This is a genomic window from Methylobacterium sp. NPDC080182, from assembly GCF_050281105.1.
Taxonomy (GTDB): Bacteria; Pseudomonadota; Alphaproteobacteria; order Rhizobiales; family Beijerinckiaceae; genus Methylobacterium.
On sequence record NZ_JBNNWO010000002.1, the window covers coordinates 29,927 to 46,421 of the forward strand.

Annotated in this window: 13 protein-coding genes; 3 read left to right on the forward strand and 10 right to left on the reverse strand. The window is 71.1% G+C overall.

Annotated elements, in window-relative coordinates:
- Positions 1-169 precede the first annotated feature (169 nt).
- The 4 genes from ACQKQD_RS03275 to ACQKQD_RS03290 all read right to left on the reverse strand — a co-directional run bounded on the left by ACQKQD_RS03275 (position 170) and on the right by ACQKQD_RS03290 (position 7,163).
- The gene (locus ACQKQD_RS03275; protein WP_427507472.1) at positions 170-1,852 is read right to left on the reverse strand and encodes a cation acetate symporter; all 1,683 of its coding nucleotides are present in this window, start codon (positions 1,850-1,852) and stop codon (positions 170-172) included.
- Positions 1,849-2,220: a DUF485 domain-containing protein gene (locus tag ACQKQD_RS03280; protein ID WP_020092883.1), complete on the reverse strand. Its 372-nt coding sequence runs from the start codon at positions 2,218-2,220 to the stop codon at positions 1,849-1,851. The genes ACQKQD_RS03275 and ACQKQD_RS03280 overlap by 4 nt, the downstream gene beginning before the upstream one ends.
- Positions 2,221-2,355: 135 nt before the next feature.
- Positions 2,356-4,302, reverse strand: coding sequence for an acetate--CoA ligase (gene acs, locus ACQKQD_RS03285; RefSeq protein ID WP_020092882.1), 1,947 nt, complete (start codon positions 4,300-4,302; stop codon positions 2,356-2,358).
- A 266-nt stretch (positions 4,303-4,568) separates the two neighbouring features.
- A complete protein-coding gene (locus ACQKQD_RS03290; protein ID WP_427507473.1) occupies positions 4,569-7,163 on the reverse strand; it encodes a PAS domain-containing protein in 2,595 nt (864 codons plus the stop codon).
- A gap of 259 nt (positions 7,164-7,422) precedes the next feature.
- Between ACQKQD_RS03290 and ACQKQD_RS03295 the strand changes: the two genes are divergently transcribed.
- On the forward strand, positions 7,423-7,911 hold the full coding sequence (locus ACQKQD_RS03295; RefSeq protein ID WP_012322487.1) for a phasin: 489 nt from the start codon (positions 7,423-7,425) through the stop codon (positions 7,909-7,911).
- 129 nt (positions 7,912-8,040) lie between these two features.
- Positions 8,041-8,376, forward strand: a complete 336-nt coding sequence (locus tag ACQKQD_RS03300; RefSeq protein ID WP_020092880.1) for a hypothetical protein — start codon at positions 8,041-8,043, stop codon at positions 8,374-8,376.
- Positions 8,377-8,489: 113 nt separating this feature from the next.
- On the opposite strand, the gene ACQKQD_RS03305 is transcribed toward ACQKQD_RS03300, so the two are convergent.
- From ACQKQD_RS03305 to ACQKQD_RS03325, 5 genes are all read right to left on the reverse strand, one after another.
- The gene (locus ACQKQD_RS03305) at positions 8,490-9,137 is read right to left on the reverse strand and encodes a L,D-transpeptidase (RefSeq protein ID WP_091925084.1); all 648 of its coding nucleotides are present in this window, start codon (positions 9,135-9,137) and stop codon (positions 8,490-8,492) included.
- A 147-nt stretch (positions 9,138-9,284) separates the two neighbouring features.
- Positions 9,285-10,103, reverse strand: a complete 819-nt coding sequence (locus tag ACQKQD_RS03310; RefSeq protein ID WP_042672245.1) for a transglutaminase-like domain-containing protein — start codon at positions 10,101-10,103, stop codon at positions 9,285-9,287.
- Between the two features lie 75 nt (positions 10,104-10,178).
- Positions 10,179-11,108 carry a transglutaminase family protein gene (locus ACQKQD_RS03315; RefSeq protein WP_042672246.1) on the reverse strand — a complete coding sequence of 310 codons (930 nt, stop codon included), beginning with the start codon at positions 11,106-11,108 and terminating at the stop codon, positions 10,179-10,181.
- Between the two features lie 72 nt (positions 11,109-11,180).
- Positions 11,181-11,777, reverse strand: a complete 597-nt coding sequence (locus ACQKQD_RS03320; protein WP_427507474.1) for a NepR family anti-sigma factor — start codon at positions 11,775-11,777, stop codon at positions 11,181-11,183.
- Between the two features lie 120 nt (positions 11,778-11,897).
- Positions 11,898-13,064 (reverse strand): transglycosylase SLT domain-containing protein, encoded by a 1,167-nt coding sequence (locus ACQKQD_RS03325; RefSeq protein WP_056531990.1) that lies wholly within the window; start codon positions 13,062-13,064, stop codon positions 11,898-11,900.
- A 229-nt stretch (positions 13,065-13,293) separates the two neighbouring features.
- Here ACQKQD_RS03325 and alaS point away from each other — a divergent pair, with 229 nt between their 5' ends.
- On the forward strand, positions 13,294-15,972 hold the full coding sequence (alaS, locus tag ACQKQD_RS03330; RefSeq protein ID WP_427507475.1) for an alanine--tRNA ligase: 2,679 nt from the start codon (positions 13,294-13,296) through the stop codon (positions 15,970-15,972).
- Positions 15,973-16,142: 170 nt separating this feature from the next.
- Here alaS and ACQKQD_RS03335 read toward each other — a convergent pair whose 3' ends face one another.
- Positions 16,143-16,412 (reverse strand): hypothetical protein, encoded by a 270-nt coding sequence (locus ACQKQD_RS03335; RefSeq protein WP_012322495.1) that lies wholly within the window; start codon positions 16,410-16,412, stop codon positions 16,143-16,145.
- Positions 16,413-16,495: the final 83 nt, after the last annotated feature.

Below are 16,495 nucleotides of genomic sequence, written 5' to 3' on the forward strand. Positions count from 1 at the left end.
CTGCGCACGGCGCAGATCACCTATGCGTTATCGCACCGATCAGGGCGGTCAACCGGTAAAGCGATTGTGAAGACCTTCATCAACATGGGCGCGTACGCAGTTGTCACCGGAACGACGAAGGGCGCGGCTCGCGCCGCGCCCTCCGCCCGTTCGACGCTTCGGAAGGCCGTCAGTGCGCGTGCGCGCCGGCCGCCCCGATGCCGGTCTCGGAGCGCACGTACTGCGCCTCGAAGGCGGCCCGCTCGCGCTGGGCCCGGCGGGACTTGTCCACGAGAGACACGATCCAGATCGTCGCGAAGGCCAGCGGCATCGAGAACAGCGCCGGGTTGTCGTAGGGGAAGAGCGGGGCGGGATTGCCCAGCGTGGTCACCCACACGGCCTTCGACAGCACCACCATGATGACCGCCGCGAGCAGGCCGACGAGGCCGCCGGCGAGCGCGCCCCAGGTGGTGGTGCCGCGCCACAGGATCGACATGGCCAGCACCGGGAAGTTGCAGCTCGCCGCCACCGCGAAGGCGAGACCGACCATGAAGGCGACGTTCTGGTTCTCGAACACGTAGCCGAGGTAGATCGCCACGATCCCGATCACCACCGCCGAGATCTTCGACAGGTTGACCTCGTGCTTCTCGGTGGTGCGCCCGCGGGCGATCACCTGGGCGTAGAGGTCGTGGCTGATCGCCGAGGCCCCGGCGAGCGTGAGCCCGGCGACGACCGCTAGGATCGTCGCGAAGGCCACCGCGGAGATGAAGCCGAGGAAGTACGGCCCGCCCACCGCGTTGGCGAGGTTCACCGCCACCATGTTGGTGCCGCCGATCATGTCCTTCAGCTTGTCGAAGGCGCCGGCCGGCCCGAGCTTGAAGTAGACCGGGTCCGACATCAGCAGCGCGATGCCGCCGAAGCCGATGATGAAGGTCAGGATGTAGAAGTATCCGATCAGGCCGGTGGCGTAGAACACCGACTTGCGGGCGGCCTGGGCGTCCGAGACCGTGAAGAACCGCATGAGGATGTGCGGCAGGCCGGCGGTGCCGAACATCAGGCCGACGCCGAGCGAGATCGCCTCGACCGGGTTCGACACCAGACCGCCCGGCGCCATGATCGCCTCGCCCTTCGGGTGGACCTGAACGGCGCTGGCGAACAGCAATTCCGGGTTGAAGCCGTACTTGTACAGAACCGCGCCGGCCATGAAGGTCGCGCCGCCGAGCAGCAGGCAGGCCTTGATCACCTGCACCCAGGTGGTCGCCTTCATGCCGCCGAAGGCGACGTAGACGATCATCAGGACGCCGACGATGATCACCGCGTAGAGGTAGGGCAGGCCGAACAGGAGCTGGATCAGCTTCCCCGCGCCGACCATCTGGGCGATCAGGTAGAAGGCCACCACCACCAGGGTGCCCACCGCCGAGATGATGCGGATCGCGGTCTGGTCGAGGCGGAAGCTCGCCACGTCGGCGAAGGTGAACTTGCCGAGGTTGCGCAGGCGCTCCGCGATCAGGAACAGCACGATCGGCCAGCCGACCAGGAAGCCCGTCGAGTAGATCAGCCCGTCGAAGCCCGAGGTGTAGACGAGGCCGGAGATGCCGAGGAACGAGGCCGCCGACATGTAGTCGCCGGCGATCGCGAGCGAGTTCGTCCCGGCCGAGATGCCGCCGCCCGCCGCGTAGAAGTCGGCGGCCGACTTGGTGCCCTTGGCGGCCTTGTAGGTGATGCCGAGCGTCAGCAGCACGAAGAACAGGAACATCAGGATGGCCGGCCAGTTCGTGGCCGATTGCGCGACGGCACCGAGATCCGGGCCGGCCGCGTAGGCGGCGCTCGCGACGATGGTGGCGAGCGTCAGGCCGAGGAGGAGGCGGTTCATCGGGCCACGCTCCGCTTCAGGGCTTCGCTCAGCGCGTCGAAGCGCGTGTTGGCCCGGGCGACGTAGACCCCCGTGAGCGCGAAGGCGAACAGGATCACGAACACGCCCGCGAACAGGCCGAGGGAGGCGGTGCCGCCGACCTTCACGGCGAGGAGCGACTTGTCGAAGGCGATCAGGCCGATGAAGCCGAAATAGACGACCAGCATCAGGATCGTCAGGATCCAGGCGAAGCGGGTGCGCTCGTGAACGAGCTGCTGGAACTCGGGGGTTCGGGCGATCCGCTCGACCTGCGGATCGGCGGCGGTCTCGCGTGGGCGTGGTCCCGGGGGCGCCGCGCGCCCTCGGGTGTTCAGTGTCGTGCCGCTCATGGGTGTTCCTCCCGCGAGGGCCTGCTCTGGCCCCCCGGTTCTTCGCGTTGAGACTCGTGGTTCTTGTTGGGAGCGGGCGCCGCCCCGGCACCCGCCCCGGTCCGAACCCGCGCCGCCGGGGCGGCGCGGGTGCGATCAGCCCCGGTTCTGCCGGTTCTCGATCAGGTCGTCGACGACGGCCGGCTCGGCGAGCGTCGAGGTGTCGCCGAGCGAGCTGAAATCGTCCTCGGCGATCTTGCGCAGGATCCGGCGCATGATCTTGCCCGAGCGAGTCTTGGGCAGGCCGGGCGCGAACTGGATCAGGTCCGGCGAGGCGATCGGCCCGATATCCTTGCGGACCCAGGTCACGAGCTCCTTGCGCAGGGCGTCGTCGCCCTCCTCGCCGTCGTTCAGGGTCACGTAGGCGTAGATGCCCTGGCCCTTCACGTTGTGCGGGTAGCCCACCACCGCGGCCTCGGCCACCTTCGGGTGGGCGACCAGGGACGACTCGACCTCGGCGGTGCCCATCCGGTGGCCCGAGACGTTGATGACGTCGTCGACCCGGCCGGTGATCCAGTAGTAGCCGTCCGCATCGCGGCGGGCGCCGTCGCCGGTGAAGTACTTGCCCGGGTAGGTCGAGAAGTAGGTCTGCTCGAAGCGCTCGTGGTCGCCGTAGACCGTGCGCATCTGGCCCGGCCAGGAATCGGCGATGCAGAGATTGCCCTCGCAGGCGCCCTCCAGGACCTTGCCCTCGGCGTCGACCATCTCGGGCTTCACGCCGAAGAACGGCCGGGTCGCCGAGCCCGGCTTCAGGGCGGTGGCGCCCGGCAGCGGGGTGATCAGGATGCCGCCGGTCTCGGTCTGCCACCACGTGTCGACGATCGAGCAGCGCTGGTCGCCGACGACGTTGTAGTACCACTCCCAGGCTTCCGGGTTGATCGGCTCGCCCACGGAGCCCAGCACGCGGAGCGATTGCCGCGAGGTCTTCTTCACCGGTCCCTCGCCGCCGCCCATCAGCGAGCGGATCGCGGTCGGCGCCGTGTAGAAGATGTTGACCTTGTGCTTGTCGACCACTTCCCAGAACCGGGAGGTCGACGGGTAGGTCGGGATGCCCTCGAACATCAGCGTCGTGGCGCCGTTCGCGAGCGGCCCGTACACGATGTAGCTGTGGCCCGTGACCCAGCCGACATCGGCGGTGCACCAGTACACGTCGCCTTCGCGGTAATCGAAGACGTACTCGTGCGTCATCGACGCGTAGACGAGGTAACCGCCGGTGGTGTGCACCACGCCCTTCGGCTGCCCGGTCGAGCCGGAGGTGTAGAGGATGAAGAGCGGGTGCTCGGCCTCCACCGCCACGGCGGGGCACTCGTCCGTCACCTGCTCGGCGGCCTCGTCGTAGTAGACGTCCCGGCCCGCCTCCATGGCGACGCTGCCGCCGGTGCGGCGCACGACGATCACGTGGTCGACGAGGTCGGTCCCGAGACGCTTGATCGCCTCGTCGACATTGGCCTTCAGCGGCACCTTGCGGCCTCCGCGCAGGCCCTCGTCGGCGGTGATCACCACCTTGGAGCCGCAGCCCTGGATGCGCGAGGCGAGGGAATCCGGCGAGAAGCCGCCGAACACGATGGCGTGGATCGCCCCGAGCCGCGCGCAGGCGAGCATCGCGTAGGCGGCCTCCGGGACCATCGGCATGTAGAGCGTGACGCGGTCGCCCTTGCCGACGCCGCGGTTGCGCAGGACGTTGGCCATCCGGCAGACCTGCGCGTGCAGCTCGCGGTAGGTGATGTGCTTGGATTCGTCGGGGTTGTCGCCTTCCCAGATGATCGCGGTCTGGTCGCCGCGGGTCTCGAGATGGCGATCGATACAGTTATGGGCGACGTTGGTCTTGCCGTCCTCGAACCACTTGATCGAGACCTTGCCGGGCTCGAAGCTGGTGTTCTTCACCGTCGAGAACGGCTTCATCCAGTCGATGCGCTTGCCGTGCTCGGCCCAGAACGCGTTGGGATCGGCGACCGAAGCCGCGTACATCTCCCGGTACTTGGCATCGTCCACGTGCGCACCCTCGCGCCACGCGGATTGAACCTCGATCACCTTGCCTACCATGGCGTCCCATCCCTGTTTTGGCGCCCGATCGTATCGCGGTCTCCGCCGCGCAGCCAGGACTTCCAAAGTAACGTAGCCGCCAATCTACGATGACGATATCATCGCAGTTTGGCGCGCTCCTGCGCAGCTCAATTCCCGTGAATAGATTGGGCGCAATGTAAGGGCTGATTGGGGCTTCGATGCTGCGCTGTCAAGCGCGCGCGCCCGAGCCCGCTGTCACCGGCGGCCCTCTGTTTCCGCCCCGCGGGGGTGGGGGGCGCTCACCCCTAGCCGTTGGCCGCCCGCCGCGCGGGCATGATGATCTCCACGAGCGTGCCGTCTTCCGGTCGGGCGGAGAGCTGCAGGCGCCCGCCATTGGCCTCCACGAGCGCCCGCGGCAGCGCCAGCCCGTCCTCGACATCGCCCTGCGGCGCTGCCGCCCGCGGCGCGTGGCCGGCGCCGGTCTCGCGCACCCGCACGGCGATCCCCGCGCGCTCGGCGGACCCGGTGGACACGATGATCTGGCTGCCGGCCGTGGAGCGTCGGATCGCGTTCTCGATCACCAAGCTGGCCGCGCGGCTGACCGAGCGCTCGTCGGCCTCCAGGTCGCCGATATCGGTCGAGAAGCTCGTCCGCATCACGATGCGCCCCCGCGCCGCCTCCGCCTGGAGCTGGGCGACACAGCTCGCCACGACGTCGTTGAGGTCGAGGGCGCGCGGCTCCAAGTGGAGCGCGCCGGCCTCGACGGCGGCGAGGTCCAGGAGTTTCCCGACGCGCTCCAGCATCGCCTCGCCCGAGGCCTTGATCTCGGCGAGGCAGCCCCGGTAGCGCGCGTCGCCGAGGGGGCCGAACGGTTCCTTCAGCATCGCGCCGGCCAGGTCGACGATCCCGGACACGGGCTCGCGGACGGCGCAGCCGAGCCGGTCGAGGGCATCGGCGCGGCCCGGCGCGGGCTCCTGGCCGCCCTCCGCGCTCCGCGCGAGGGCCTCGTCCTCGGCTCGGGCGATCTGGGCCACGCGCCGGCCCGCCGTCGCCGCCACGGTCAACGACATCGGAGCGCCGTCGATGCGCACGATCCGCCGCCCCGGGGCGGTGCCCCTCAGGGCATCGGCGACCGTCAGGACGCTCTCCCGGTCGAAGAGCGTGACGAAGCTGCTGCCGACGATCTCGCGCGGATCGCAGCCGAACAGGCTGGCCGCCGCGCGGTTCAGCGCGACGATGCGCCCGGCCCCGTCGACCGTGACGACGCTTGTTTCCAGCGCGTCCAGAGTCGCCTCGGCGCTGGCCGTCCGTTCGGTCTCAGCGGCGCGGGCGAGGCGCTCGGCCGTGAGGGCGTCGGCCATGTCGGCGTCCTCGACCGGGCGCACGACCAGGCACGTCGCGGTCGCGCCCGACCAGGGGAGGGCGCCGGCCCGGATTTCGACGGGACGGGCGCCGCCGTCGGCCGTCGCGACGGTCGTCCGGCGCGCGGATGGGTCGACCGTCTCCGCCGGGGGGAGGCCGGGCAGCAATCCCGGAAGACCGAGGCGCGCGAGGCTCGGCAGGTCGGGGTGGCCGGTCAGATCGAGGAAGGCGCGGTTCGTCGCGACGATCGCTCCGTCGCGATGGACCAGCACCGGCACCGGCAATCCGCCGAGGAGATCGGATTCCGGGGACGGCGGCGCGTCGGCGACCGGCTCGGCCTCCGCCGTCCCGGTCTCGACATCGGGATCCGCGGCGGTCGCGCTGGTCTCCGCCGGACCGGCCTGCGGCGCCGGGAACGGCATCACCGCCCCTCCCGCGGTCCGGGGCGACCCCGATCCGGCCTCGTCACCGGCGTAGCGGGCGCCCAGCGCGCGGGCGATCTCGCGGAACGCGGCGTGCTCGTCGTTCGACAGTGGCGCGGCGACGGGATCCGCGTCGACCGCGACAGGAATCGCGACAGGTATCGCGGCGTTGCCGGTCCCGGCCGGGACGGCAGCGGGCTTGGTAACCTCGGACCTTGCCGGCTCCGGCGTCGCGGAGGGCACGGGCTCGGGAACGCGCTCGGGAACGCGCTCGGGCATGGGCTCCGGGATCGGCTCCGGCGTCGCGACCGGTCTCGGGCTGCCGGGCGGGGCGCTGCGGATCAGGCCGAAGCCGCCGAAGCCCGAGAAGGCCGCGTCGCCCCGCCCGAGTGGGGCTCCGGACAGGTCGACCCGGAACGCCCCGGTGCCGGCATCGAGGACCGCCGGTTCCCCGCGGAAGGTGCGCCGGTCGCGCAGGGCCGCCAGCACGGCGTCGGCGCCGGAGAGGCGCCCGCTCTCGGCCAGATCCTGCCAGCGCTGCCCGACCAGCCCGGCGAGCGCCTCCGGGCCTGTGAGGGTCGTCAGGACACCCGCGGCATCCAGGCGCCAGAGGAAGCGGTCGTCGCGCCGGAGCGGCGTCGCCGGAGGCGATTGCGGCTCCTGGGGAAGCGCCCGCGCCGCCACGGTATGCCCAGCGGGCGCGTCGACCGGTGGATCGAACGGGCGGATCGGACGCGCGCGGCCAGCCGCCACCGGCGCGGTCGGCACGACGAGGATCGCGGGCCGGCCGTCGGCCTGCGCGCCGCGCGCCAGCCAGCACAGGACCGGCGGCGCGATCCGGCGGACATCGAGGCGCAGGCGCGCGAGGCGGGGCGCGGCGTCGCCCGCCACCGCGGTCGCGATCTGACGGGTCAGGTCGGCGAGGGCCGGGCCGTCCAGAACCGCGGCGAGACCCGCCGCCGCTTCGGACGCGGACAGGATCCGGGCCTCCGACGGGTCGATCACGAGATGCACGGCGTCGCGCGCGCCCAGAGCGGCCGCCAGCGCGGGCAGGCGCTCCCAGATCGCGAAGGCAGTCCCCAGCCCGGGCGGGGCTGCAGCGGCCGTCGGTGTCACTGTCGTCTCCAAAGCCCGCGACCTCGAACCCTAACGCGATCCTGACGCTCAACGGTCCCGCTTTGCCCGAGAAACGCGCGCGACCGTAGCCCTATTGTAAACTCCCCCGCGCCGCGGCGCTGGACTCTCGGCGCAACCGTCACACGTTTACGTTATGTCAACCTTAACGCCGTGAGCGCGGGTGGCATATGGCGGCGAATCAGTTATTGTGCACCGCACAAAGCGCCATCCACAGGCCAATGAAGAGAGGAGACGACGTATGAGCAACCCCCCGAACTACGAAGTTCCGGCCGAGATGCGCGACTTCGCCGAGAAGAGCGTCGAGCAGGCCCGGAAGGCGTTCGACAGCTTCATCGGCGCGGCTCGCCGCACCGCCGACACCGTGCAGGGCTCTGCCGAGCTGGCGCGCTCCAACGCGCTGGACGCGTCCTCGCGCGGCTTCGAGTATGCCGAGCAGAACGTGAACGCGGCCTTCGACCTCGCCCAGAAGCTCGTCCGCTCCAGGGACATGCAGGAGGCGATGCAGCACCAGGCCGAGTTCGTCCGCAGCCAGTTCGCCGCCATCCAGGCCCAGGCGAAGGAGTTCAGCGGCCTCGCGCAGAGCGCGATGCAGCAGGGCGCCGAGCGCGCCAAGTCGGCGATGCAGCAGGGTGCCGACGAGGCCCGCAAGGCCATGGAGCAGGGCCAGGACGCCGCGAAGCAGACGGCCCAGAACGCCCAGGACGCCGCCGAGCGCGCGTCGCACTGACGCTCGCACCGACGAACGGGGCCGCGGCCCGCTCCCAATCCGGGGGCGGGCCGTCTCGTTTTCGCCGGTATTGCCGCCGAGAGCCGCCGGGCGGACGCGTTGGGTCCGCGCCGAGTGAAGGGTTCAGGGATGCGCCTCACTGTTTCCGGCCGATCCGGCCTGCGTGGACCTCTCCGTCTGGCGGTCGCCGCCCTGGCGCTCGCCGCCGTCGCTCCGAGTAGCGCGGCCTTCGCCCAGTACTACGACGATCCGGGCTACGACGGCGGTTACCGGCCGGTCCCGCGCCGGGCGCAGCGCGCCCCGGTCGGCTACAATTGCGACGCCGTCCAGCAGGGAATCACCGGCCCGAAGCCGTACTCCTGCCCGCTGCCGGGGCCGCGGCCCCTCGGCGTGCGCTGCTTCTGCGACATGCCGATCGCCTCGTTCAGCCCGCCGCAGACGGCCGTCGGCCGCGTCGTTCCCTGAGGCGCAGCCCCGCGCAGGCGACCGCACACGCGACGGGCCGCGCGCCCGGGTGGGATGACGCGGCCCGTGCGGCACAGGCGGGCTAGGGGCGCGGGTGATCCCGCGCCGCGCGCTCAGTTCAGGACGACGACCTTGGCGCCGACCTTCACGCGCTCGTACAGGTCGGTGACGTCGTCGTTGGTCATCCGGATGCAGCCCGACGAGACCGCCTGACCGATCGTGTCCGGCTCGTTGGAGCCGTGGATGCGGTACTCGGTGCTGCCGATATACATGGCCCGGGCGCCGAGGGGGTTCTCGATGCCGCCCGCCATGTAGCGCGGCAGGTCGGGACGACGGGCGATCATGGCCTTCGGGGGCGTCCACGACGGCCACTCGCGCTTGGCGGTGATCTTGTTGGTGCCGCTCCAGCTGAAGCCCGGACGGCCGACGCCGACGCCGTAGCGGATCGCCTCACCGTTGCCGAGCACGTAGTACAGGCGCCGCTCGGCGGTGGAGACCACGATCGTGCCGGGCGCGTAGGGCGCGTTGAACGCGACGATCTCGCGGGGGATCGGCTGGACCTGCGCCTGCGGCGCGGCCTGCACGCCCTGGCCGTAGCCCGGGGCGTAAGAGCCCTGGTAACCGTACTGTCCCTGATCGGAGTAGTACTCGTCGGCATTATCCGTGCCGAAGGGATCGTACGACGAAGCGGCGAGGACGGGCGTGGCGGCAAGAACAGACACGCCCAGGAGCGCGGCGAGTGCGGTGACCGTGGTCTTCATGAGTGGCCTACCTGTGCAATAACCTTTGCCATTACAAGCGTGAGCATAGGCTGGCAGTTCCATACTTCCGCCCGGAATTTGCTGTCCGGCGGAATACGCAGGCCGGCTTGGCCGTGCGGTGCGCGATATCACGAACGCGTGCGCGGCTCAGGGGGCCTCGTCCGTGTGGACGTCGAAGCGCGCGAGGTGGGCGTAGCCGAAGTTGGTCGAGATGGCGCAGTCGGTGGCGTCGCGGCCGCGGGCCATGACGATGCGGCCGATGCGGGGCCGGTTGTGGCGGGCGTCGAACGTGTACCAGCGCGGCCCCTCTGGCCCTTCGAGGAAGACCTCGAACCACGCGGAGAAATCCATCGGCGCCGGGTCCTTCGGCACGCCGATATCGCCGAGGTAGCCGGTGGCGTAGCGCGCCGGGATGTTCATGCACCGGCACAGGGTGATCGCCAGGTGCGCGAAGTCCCGGCACACGCCCTCGCGCTGCATGAAGGCGTCGTGCGCGCTCCGGGTCGCGTCGGCGCGCTGATAGTCGAAGCGGATCCGCTCGTGCGTGTAGTCGACGATCGCCTGGACGCGGGCCCAGCCCTCCGGCGTGCCGCCGAACAGGGACCACGCGGTCTGCGAGAGCTTGTCGGTGTCGCAGTAGCGCGAGCCCAGGAGGAAGATCAGGACGTCGTCGGGCAGGTCCTGGACCGGGATCTGCCGGGCGTCCGGCACGACCGGATCGGGCTCGCCCGAATCCTCGACCGTGAAGTCGGCCGCGATGGTCAGCTGACCGGGCGGCGCGACGATGCGGTGGCAGATGTTGTCGAAGCCGTCCCGGTACGTCCGCGCCTCGAGCGGCGGATCGAACCCGATCGCGTGCGGGGTCAGCACGTCGTCGATCCGCGAGGGATGGACGCTCAGCATCAGGATCATCGGTGTCGGCTGCGACAGCGTGAAAGCGATATCGAAACCGGTCCTGATCTTCATCGGGGCCACCTTGCTCTGTCGCCGTCCGCGCGGAGTCGCCACGCACGCTCGTTCCGGGTCCGGGTGCGCGCGAACTCAACGCGCCAGGGACGTCTCCGGCCCCTGCACGGTTCGGGCCGCCGGCCCGTCGGCCGGCAGTTCCACCACGTCGACGTCGACGCGCATGCCGAGATCGTCGCTGGCGAGGCCGAAGAATGAGCCGTGCAGCGGCACGGCCTGGGCCGGATCGCGGGTCACCGCCACGCGGATCAGGTCGCGGTTGCCCACGATGCCGTTGGTCGGGTCGAACTCGACCCAGCCGGCGCCCGGGAGGTAGACCTGCAGCCAGGCGTGGGTGGAGCCGCCCCCGACGTGGCGCGCCCGGTCGTTGCGCGGGTTGTAGAGGTATCCGGAGACGAAGCGGGCGGCCATGCCGAGCGCCCGGACGCCCTCCATCATCAGCACCGCGAAGTCCCGGCACGAGCCGAGCTTCGTGCGCAGGGTCGTGAGCGGGTCCTGCACGCCCTTCTCGGAGCGGGCGAGGTAGGTGAAGTTCGCCCGCACGCTGCGCGTCATCGCGGCCAGCAGCTCCTGCGTCGGGATACGACCCTGCGGCGGCAGGAAGCTCCGCGCCCAGGCATCGACCTCGTGCCGCGGGTCCGGCCATTGCCGCTCGATGGAGCGGGCGAGGTCCGGCATGTCCTCGGCCCCGTAGCCGAACGGGTAGTGGGTCGCGTGCGGCGCCAGGGGGAAGACCGGCGCGTGCTCCGGGGTGTGGTCGAGGGTGATGCCGCAGTCGAAGGTCAGGGTCTCGGCGCGGGTGTCGAAGGTGGCGACCGCCACGCAGTTGCCGAACACGTCGAACAGCCAGCGCAGGGCGGCCGGCTCCGGGGCGATGTCGAGGGTCGCCGCGATCAGCCGCTGATCGTAGCTGTCGCGCGGCCGGAACATGATCCGGTGCTCGCCGAAGGCGACCGGACGCCGGTACCGGTAGACCGTGCGGTGGCGGACGGAGAGGATCGGCAAGTCGCAGGCTCCGGGCTCGCGCCGACGCGGTCACCGGCGATGCAAGGGCCGGGCCCTGCCGCGCGGAACGCCTCAGACCACCGGCGGGGCCGGGTCGGCGGCGGCGCGCTCGGCCTCGACCAGCACGTCGAGGGGGCGCCACGGCTTGGCGATGAAGACGGCCTCGGCCGGCAGCTCGGGGCGGGGAATGCCGTGGCCCGAGGTGATCACCAGACGGGCCCGGGGCCACAGGGTCGCCACCGCGCGGGCGAGCTGGAGCCCGTCCATCTCGCCGGCCAGCCGGACGTCGGCGAAGACGAGGGCGACGTCGCCCCCGCGCGCCTGGAGGACCGACAGGGCGGCCTCGGCGCTGTCGCACCCGACCACGTCGAGTTCGGTTTCCTCCAAGAGGGTCTCGGCGAGCGCGCGGATCTCGGGATCGTCCTCCACGACGAGCGCGAGACGCGGCGGACCGGCCTCGGCCGCCACGACGCTCGGCGCGCCCGGGGCGGCCTCGTCGCTCTCGTTCTGCCGCACGCGGCGGACCAGGGCCGCGAGGTGTTCGGGCACACCCTCGGTGACCAGATCATCGTAGAACGACGCCAGTTTCTGACCGATCTGATCGAGCGGAATACCCGGTGACAGCGTATCGGTGAGCGGCAGGGGTGCGCTCGTCTGGTGCTTTTTCAAGGACTCCCCCCGAAGTCGACTTCCGCGCCGCCCGAGGATGCGGCGCTCGAAGGAGGAAAGTCGGCAATCCGCCGCTGGTTGCGCCGGGCGTTCGGAATCCCGCCCGGCGTCACAGAGCCGTTACTGCGTGGCGAGCCCGGCGTCGGCGTCGGCATACGCCATGATTCCAGAGACTTGGCGGACGTTCTGGTAGCGCGTCCCGCGGGTGCTCATCATCGCCTCGAACTTCTCGTGCACCTGCGCGACCGACAGGCTCAGGGGCTTGCGGTGGCGGCCGCGCCCGACGAAGCGCCCGGCGGCGAAGAAGATCGAGCGGTTGGCCCGGGCCGGCCCCGGGAGCAGGGCCGCCGCGGCGGCGGCCGGCTTGTTCACGACGTTGGCGAGGAACTCCTCGGCGTCGTCCGGTCCGAGGAAGTGGGCGAGGTAGACCTCGCCGAGGGTCAGCTCGCGGCCGATGCGCAGGGCGATGCGGGCCGCGTCCCGCTTCAGCATCTCGCCGGCCATCAGCGCCGAGAGGTACGGGTCGCGGCGCAGTTCCAGCACCCTGGCCCGCTCCGCCGGATCGGTGATCACCGGCCGGTCGTTGGCGTCGGAGGTGATCAGCGCGGCGTCCTTCTCCAGCCCGTACTTGGCGCCGAAGTCGCGAACCACGCCGAGCCAGGTCCGCTCGATGAACTGGTAGAGGCCCGTCGCCGAGGAGGTCTTGGCCTGGACCGCCGTGACGAAGCTCGATTCCTTGTCGGCTACCGCCATCAGCAGCACCGGATCGGTCTGGACGGCCTGGGCCGCCCGGACAATCGTCTGCACGAGGTGGCGCCGGATCTTCATCGGGCCGAACTCGAGGATGTCGTTCGGGTCGCCGACGGCGCTCTCGGAGAGCAGGAAGTCGTACGACACGCGGTCGACCGTGTTGGAGCCGAGCTCGGTGTCGAGGTCGTGCACCGGGGCGAAGCTCGCGGCGGCGCGCAGCGGCGTCTGCTCCAGCGGGGTGCTGAGGGCGACGGTGTGGATGCGCGGGCGCGGCATCGGGAGCTCGGTGGCGGCCTCCGCGACCGACACGGCCGGCGACAGGCCGACCTTGGCGAGGTCCACGCCCGACCCGATCAGCGCGGCGCTGAGGCCGCCGGCGATCATCGAGACGGTGAGCAGGGAGCGGAACAGCGCGGGGCGGCTGCCATGGGCACGGCCCAGCATGGGCTGTGCGGCGATCACGTCGGCGCGGCCCGAGCCGAAATGGCCCTGCTTGCCGGTGATGGTCCTCGGCGATCCGACCGTGCGGCCCTGCATCGTTATCCCGACTCTCCACACGCCGCTGTGGCGCTACGGACTCACCATCGCTTGACAGATGTGGCGACAACACGGCCGCGCTTGTGGCCGAGTTGCGGCGTCCCGTGGAGATTTCGGGGCAGGCCGCCCGTGACTCGCGCGGCATCCCTCCTTAAGAGGGCGCCATGCGGGCGCCGGGCGGATGACGCGCGGCCGCCCTTTCCCGTCCGTACTGCCAGAGTCAGCCCCGATGAGCGGCGTCAACGAGATCCGGTCGACCTTCCTCGACTACTTCGCCAAGGCGGGCCACGAGGTCGTGCCGTCCTCGAGCCTCGTGCCGAAGAACGACCCGACGCTGATGTTCACGAACGCCGGCATGGTGCAGTTCAAGAACGTCTTCACCGGGATGGAGAAGCGCGCCTACGACCGGGCGACGACGGCGCAGAAATGCGTGCGGGCCGGCGGCAAGCACAACGACCTCGACAATGTCGGGTACACCGCGCGCCACCACACGTTCTTCGAGATGCTCGGCAACTTCTCGTTCGGCGACTACTTCAAGGACCGCGCGATCGAGCTGGCCTGGACGCTGATCACCAAGGAGTTCGGCCTCAAGCCCGACAAGCTCCTCGTCACCGTCTACGCCGACGACGACGAGGCCGCAGGCCTGTGGAAGAAGATCGCCGGCTTCTCCGACGACAAGATCATCCGGATCGGGACCTCCGACAATTTCTGGCAGATGGGCGATACCGGCCCCTGCGGCCCCTGCTCGGAGATCTTCATCGACCAGGGCCCGGCGCTGCAGGGCGGCCCGCCCGGCTCGCCGGACGAGGACGGCGACCGCTTCCTCGAGTTCTGGAACCTCGTGTTCATGCAGTACGAGCAGCTGGAGCCGGGCGTCCGGAACCCGCTGCCGCGGCCGTCGATCGACACCGGCATGGGCCTGGAGCGCATGGCGGCGATCCTCCAGGGCGTCCACTCGAACTACGACACCGACCTGTTCCGCGCCCTGATCGACGCGGTGGCCCACGCGATCTCGCGGGCGCCGGAGGCGGCCACGATGGCGTCCTACCGGGTGATCGCCGACCATCTGCGGGCGGCCTCCTTCCTGGTGGCCGACGGCGTGCTGCCGGGCAACGAGGGCCGCGGCTACGTGCTGCGCCGGATCATGCGCCGCGCCATGCGCCACGCCGAGATCCTGGGGGCCCGCGAGCCCACCATGTTCCGCCTCGTGCCGACCCTCGTGCACGAGATGGGCCAAGCCTACCCGGAGCTGATGCGGGCCGAGAGCCTGATCGCCGAGACCCTGAAGCTGGAGGAGACCCGCTTCCGCCGCACCCTCGAGCGGGGTCTGTCGATCCTCGACGCCGAGAGCCGTGAGCTCAAGGAAGGCGACAAGCTCTCCGGCGACACCGCCTTCACGCTCTACGACACCTACGGCTTCCCCCTCGACCTGACACAGGATGCCCTCAAGGCCCGCGGCATCGGCGTGGACACGGACGCTTTCGCGGCCGCGATGCAGCGCCAGAAGCAGGCGGCCCGCGAGGCCTGGAAGGGCTCGGGCGAGGCGGCGACCGAGACGGTGTGGTTCGGACTGCGCGAGCGCGTCGGCGCCACCGAATTCCTGGGCTACGAGACCGAGACCGCCGAGGGCATCGTGACCGCGCTCCTGCGCGACGGCGCCGAGGTGAAGGCCCTCGAGGCTGGTCAGACCGGCCTCGTCCTCGTCAACCAGACGCCGTTCTACGGGGAGTCGGGCGGCCAGGTCGGCGATACCGGCCTGATCCTGGCGCCGGGCGTGCGGGCGCGGGTGACCGACACCCAGAAGAAGCTCGGCGACGTGTTCGTCCATCACGTCACCGTGGAGGAGGGGTCGGTGAGCCTCGACCAGCCGGTCGAGCTGAAGGTCGACAACGCCCGCCGCAGGGCGATCCGGGCCAACCACTCGGCCACCCACCTGCTCCACGAGGCCCTGCGGCAGGTGCTGGGCGACCACGTCGCCCAGAAGGGCTCGCTGGTCAGCCCCGACCGGCTGCGCTTCGACATCAGTCACCCGAAGCCGATCGAGGCCGACGAGCTCGGCCGCGTCGAGGACATCGCCAACGCGGTGCTGCTGCAGAACGCGCCCGTCGTCACGAAACTGATGGCCGTGGACGACGCGATCGCGTCGGGCGCCCGCGCGCTGTTCGGCGAGAAGTACGGCGACGAGGTGCGGGTGGTCTCGATGGGGCTGCCGGTCGACGGCGACGCCGCGCAACCGCGCGCCAAGAACTTCTCAGTGGAGCTCTGCGGCGGCACCCACGCCGCGCGCACCGGCGATATCGGGGCGATCACCATCGTGGCCGAGAGCGCGGTGGGCGCGGGCGTGCGCCGGATCGAGGCGCTGACCGCCGACGCGGCGCGCCGTCACCGGGCCGAGGAGGCCCGGACGCTGGCGGCGCTCGCCGGCATCCTCAAGGCGCCGGTCTCGGAGGCGCCCGACCGCCTGACCGCGCTGATGGAGGACCGGCGCCGCCTGGAGCGCGAACTGGCCGAGACCCGTCGCAAGCTCGCCATGGGCGGCGAGGGCGGCCCGGGCTCGGGCGCGCAGCAGACCGAGATCGGCGGGGTGGCCTTCCGCCGCTCCGTCATCGAAGGGCTCGACATGCGCGACCTCAAGCCGATCGTCGACGAGGAGAAGAAGCGCCTGGGCTCCGGCATCGTGGCGGTGGTCGGCGTCGGACCGGACGGCAAGGCCGGGCTGGTGGTCGGCGTCACCGACGACCTGACCGCGCGCTACGACGCGGTCGGGCTGGTCCGGGCAGGGGCCGGGGCGCTCGGCGGGAAGGGCGGCGGCGGCCGCCGCGACATGGCGCAGGCCGGCGGCCCGAACGGGGCCGGGGCCGAGGCCGCCCTCGACGCCGTCGCGCAGGCCCTCACCGAGGCCGCCTGAGGCACGACGCGCCGTGGAAGGGCCGCACCCGTCACGGGTGCGGCCCGATCGTCCTCCGCGAGACCGGCGCGGTCGGCTTGAGAGAGCCCCGCGTCCGTTCCGGTCCCGGGCGAACATCGCGGCCCCCTCGCGGGTCCTGCGCCGCTCGGGTTACCGGGGATCAGGCGAGATCACCGGCTGCCGCCGCCGCCACCGCCCTGCGGCGCGACCCGCGACGGCTGGTTGGCATTGCCCGCCGCCGCCGAGTTGTTGGAGATCGTGTCGGCAGGCCGGCCAGTGGGCGAGTAGCTCACGGCGGCTTCGTTCCCGGTGGCGTCGATCTGCTGGCTCACCACGCCCGGCGCGCCGGGAGCGGGCGCGACGGGCCGGGCCTCGACCTGGGCGCTGGCCGGCGCGACGGTGGCGAGGGCGAGAAGGGCGGCGAGACATGTCCGGGTCATGAGAATCCTTGCTGGTTCCAGGCTCAGGCAACCTCAGTCGCGCGCGATCGATCCCGCGTTGTTGCGACGCGGCACCGCCTCGC

Bases quoted from the DNA above. Each gene is read 5' to 3' on its own strand.
- ACQKQD_RS03275 (WP_427507472.1), bottom strand. From the start codon at position 1,852: ATGAACCGCCTCCTCCTCGGCCTGACGCTCGCCACCATCGTCGCGAGC.
- ACQKQD_RS03305 (WP_091925084.1), bottom strand. From the start codon at position 9,137: ATGAAGACCACGGTCACCGCACTCGCCGCGCTCCTGGGCGTGTCTGTT.
- alaS (WP_427507475.1), top strand. From the start codon at position 13,294: ATGAGCGGCGTCAACGAGATCCGGTCGACCTTCCTCGACTACTTCGCC.
- ACQKQD_RS03325 (WP_056531990.1), bottom strand. From the start codon at position 13,064: ATGCAGGGCCGCACGGTCGGATCGCCGAGGACCATCACCGGCAAGCAG.
- ACQKQD_RS03280 (WP_020092883.1), bottom strand. From the start codon at position 2,220: ATGAGCGGCACGACACTGAACACCCGAGGGCGCGCGGCGCCCCCGGGA.
- acs (WP_020092882.1), bottom strand. From the start codon at position 4,302: ATGGTAGGCAAGGTGATCGAGGTTCAATCCGCGTGGCGCGAGGGTGCG.
- ACQKQD_RS03310 (WP_042672245.1), bottom strand. From the start codon at position 10,103: ATGAAGATCAGGACCGGTTTCGATATCGCTTTCACGCTGTCGCAGCCG.
- ACQKQD_RS03300 (WP_020092880.1), top strand. From the start codon at position 8,041: ATGCGCCTCACTGTTTCCGGCCGATCCGGCCTGCGTGGACCTCTCCGT.
- ACQKQD_RS03335 (WP_012322495.1), bottom strand. From the start codon at position 16,412: ATGACCCGGACATGTCTCGCCGCCCTTCTCGCCCTCGCCACCGTCGCG.
- ACQKQD_RS03295 (WP_012322487.1), top strand. From the start codon at position 7,423: ATGAGCAACCCCCCGAACTACGAAGTTCCGGCCGAGATGCGCGACTTC.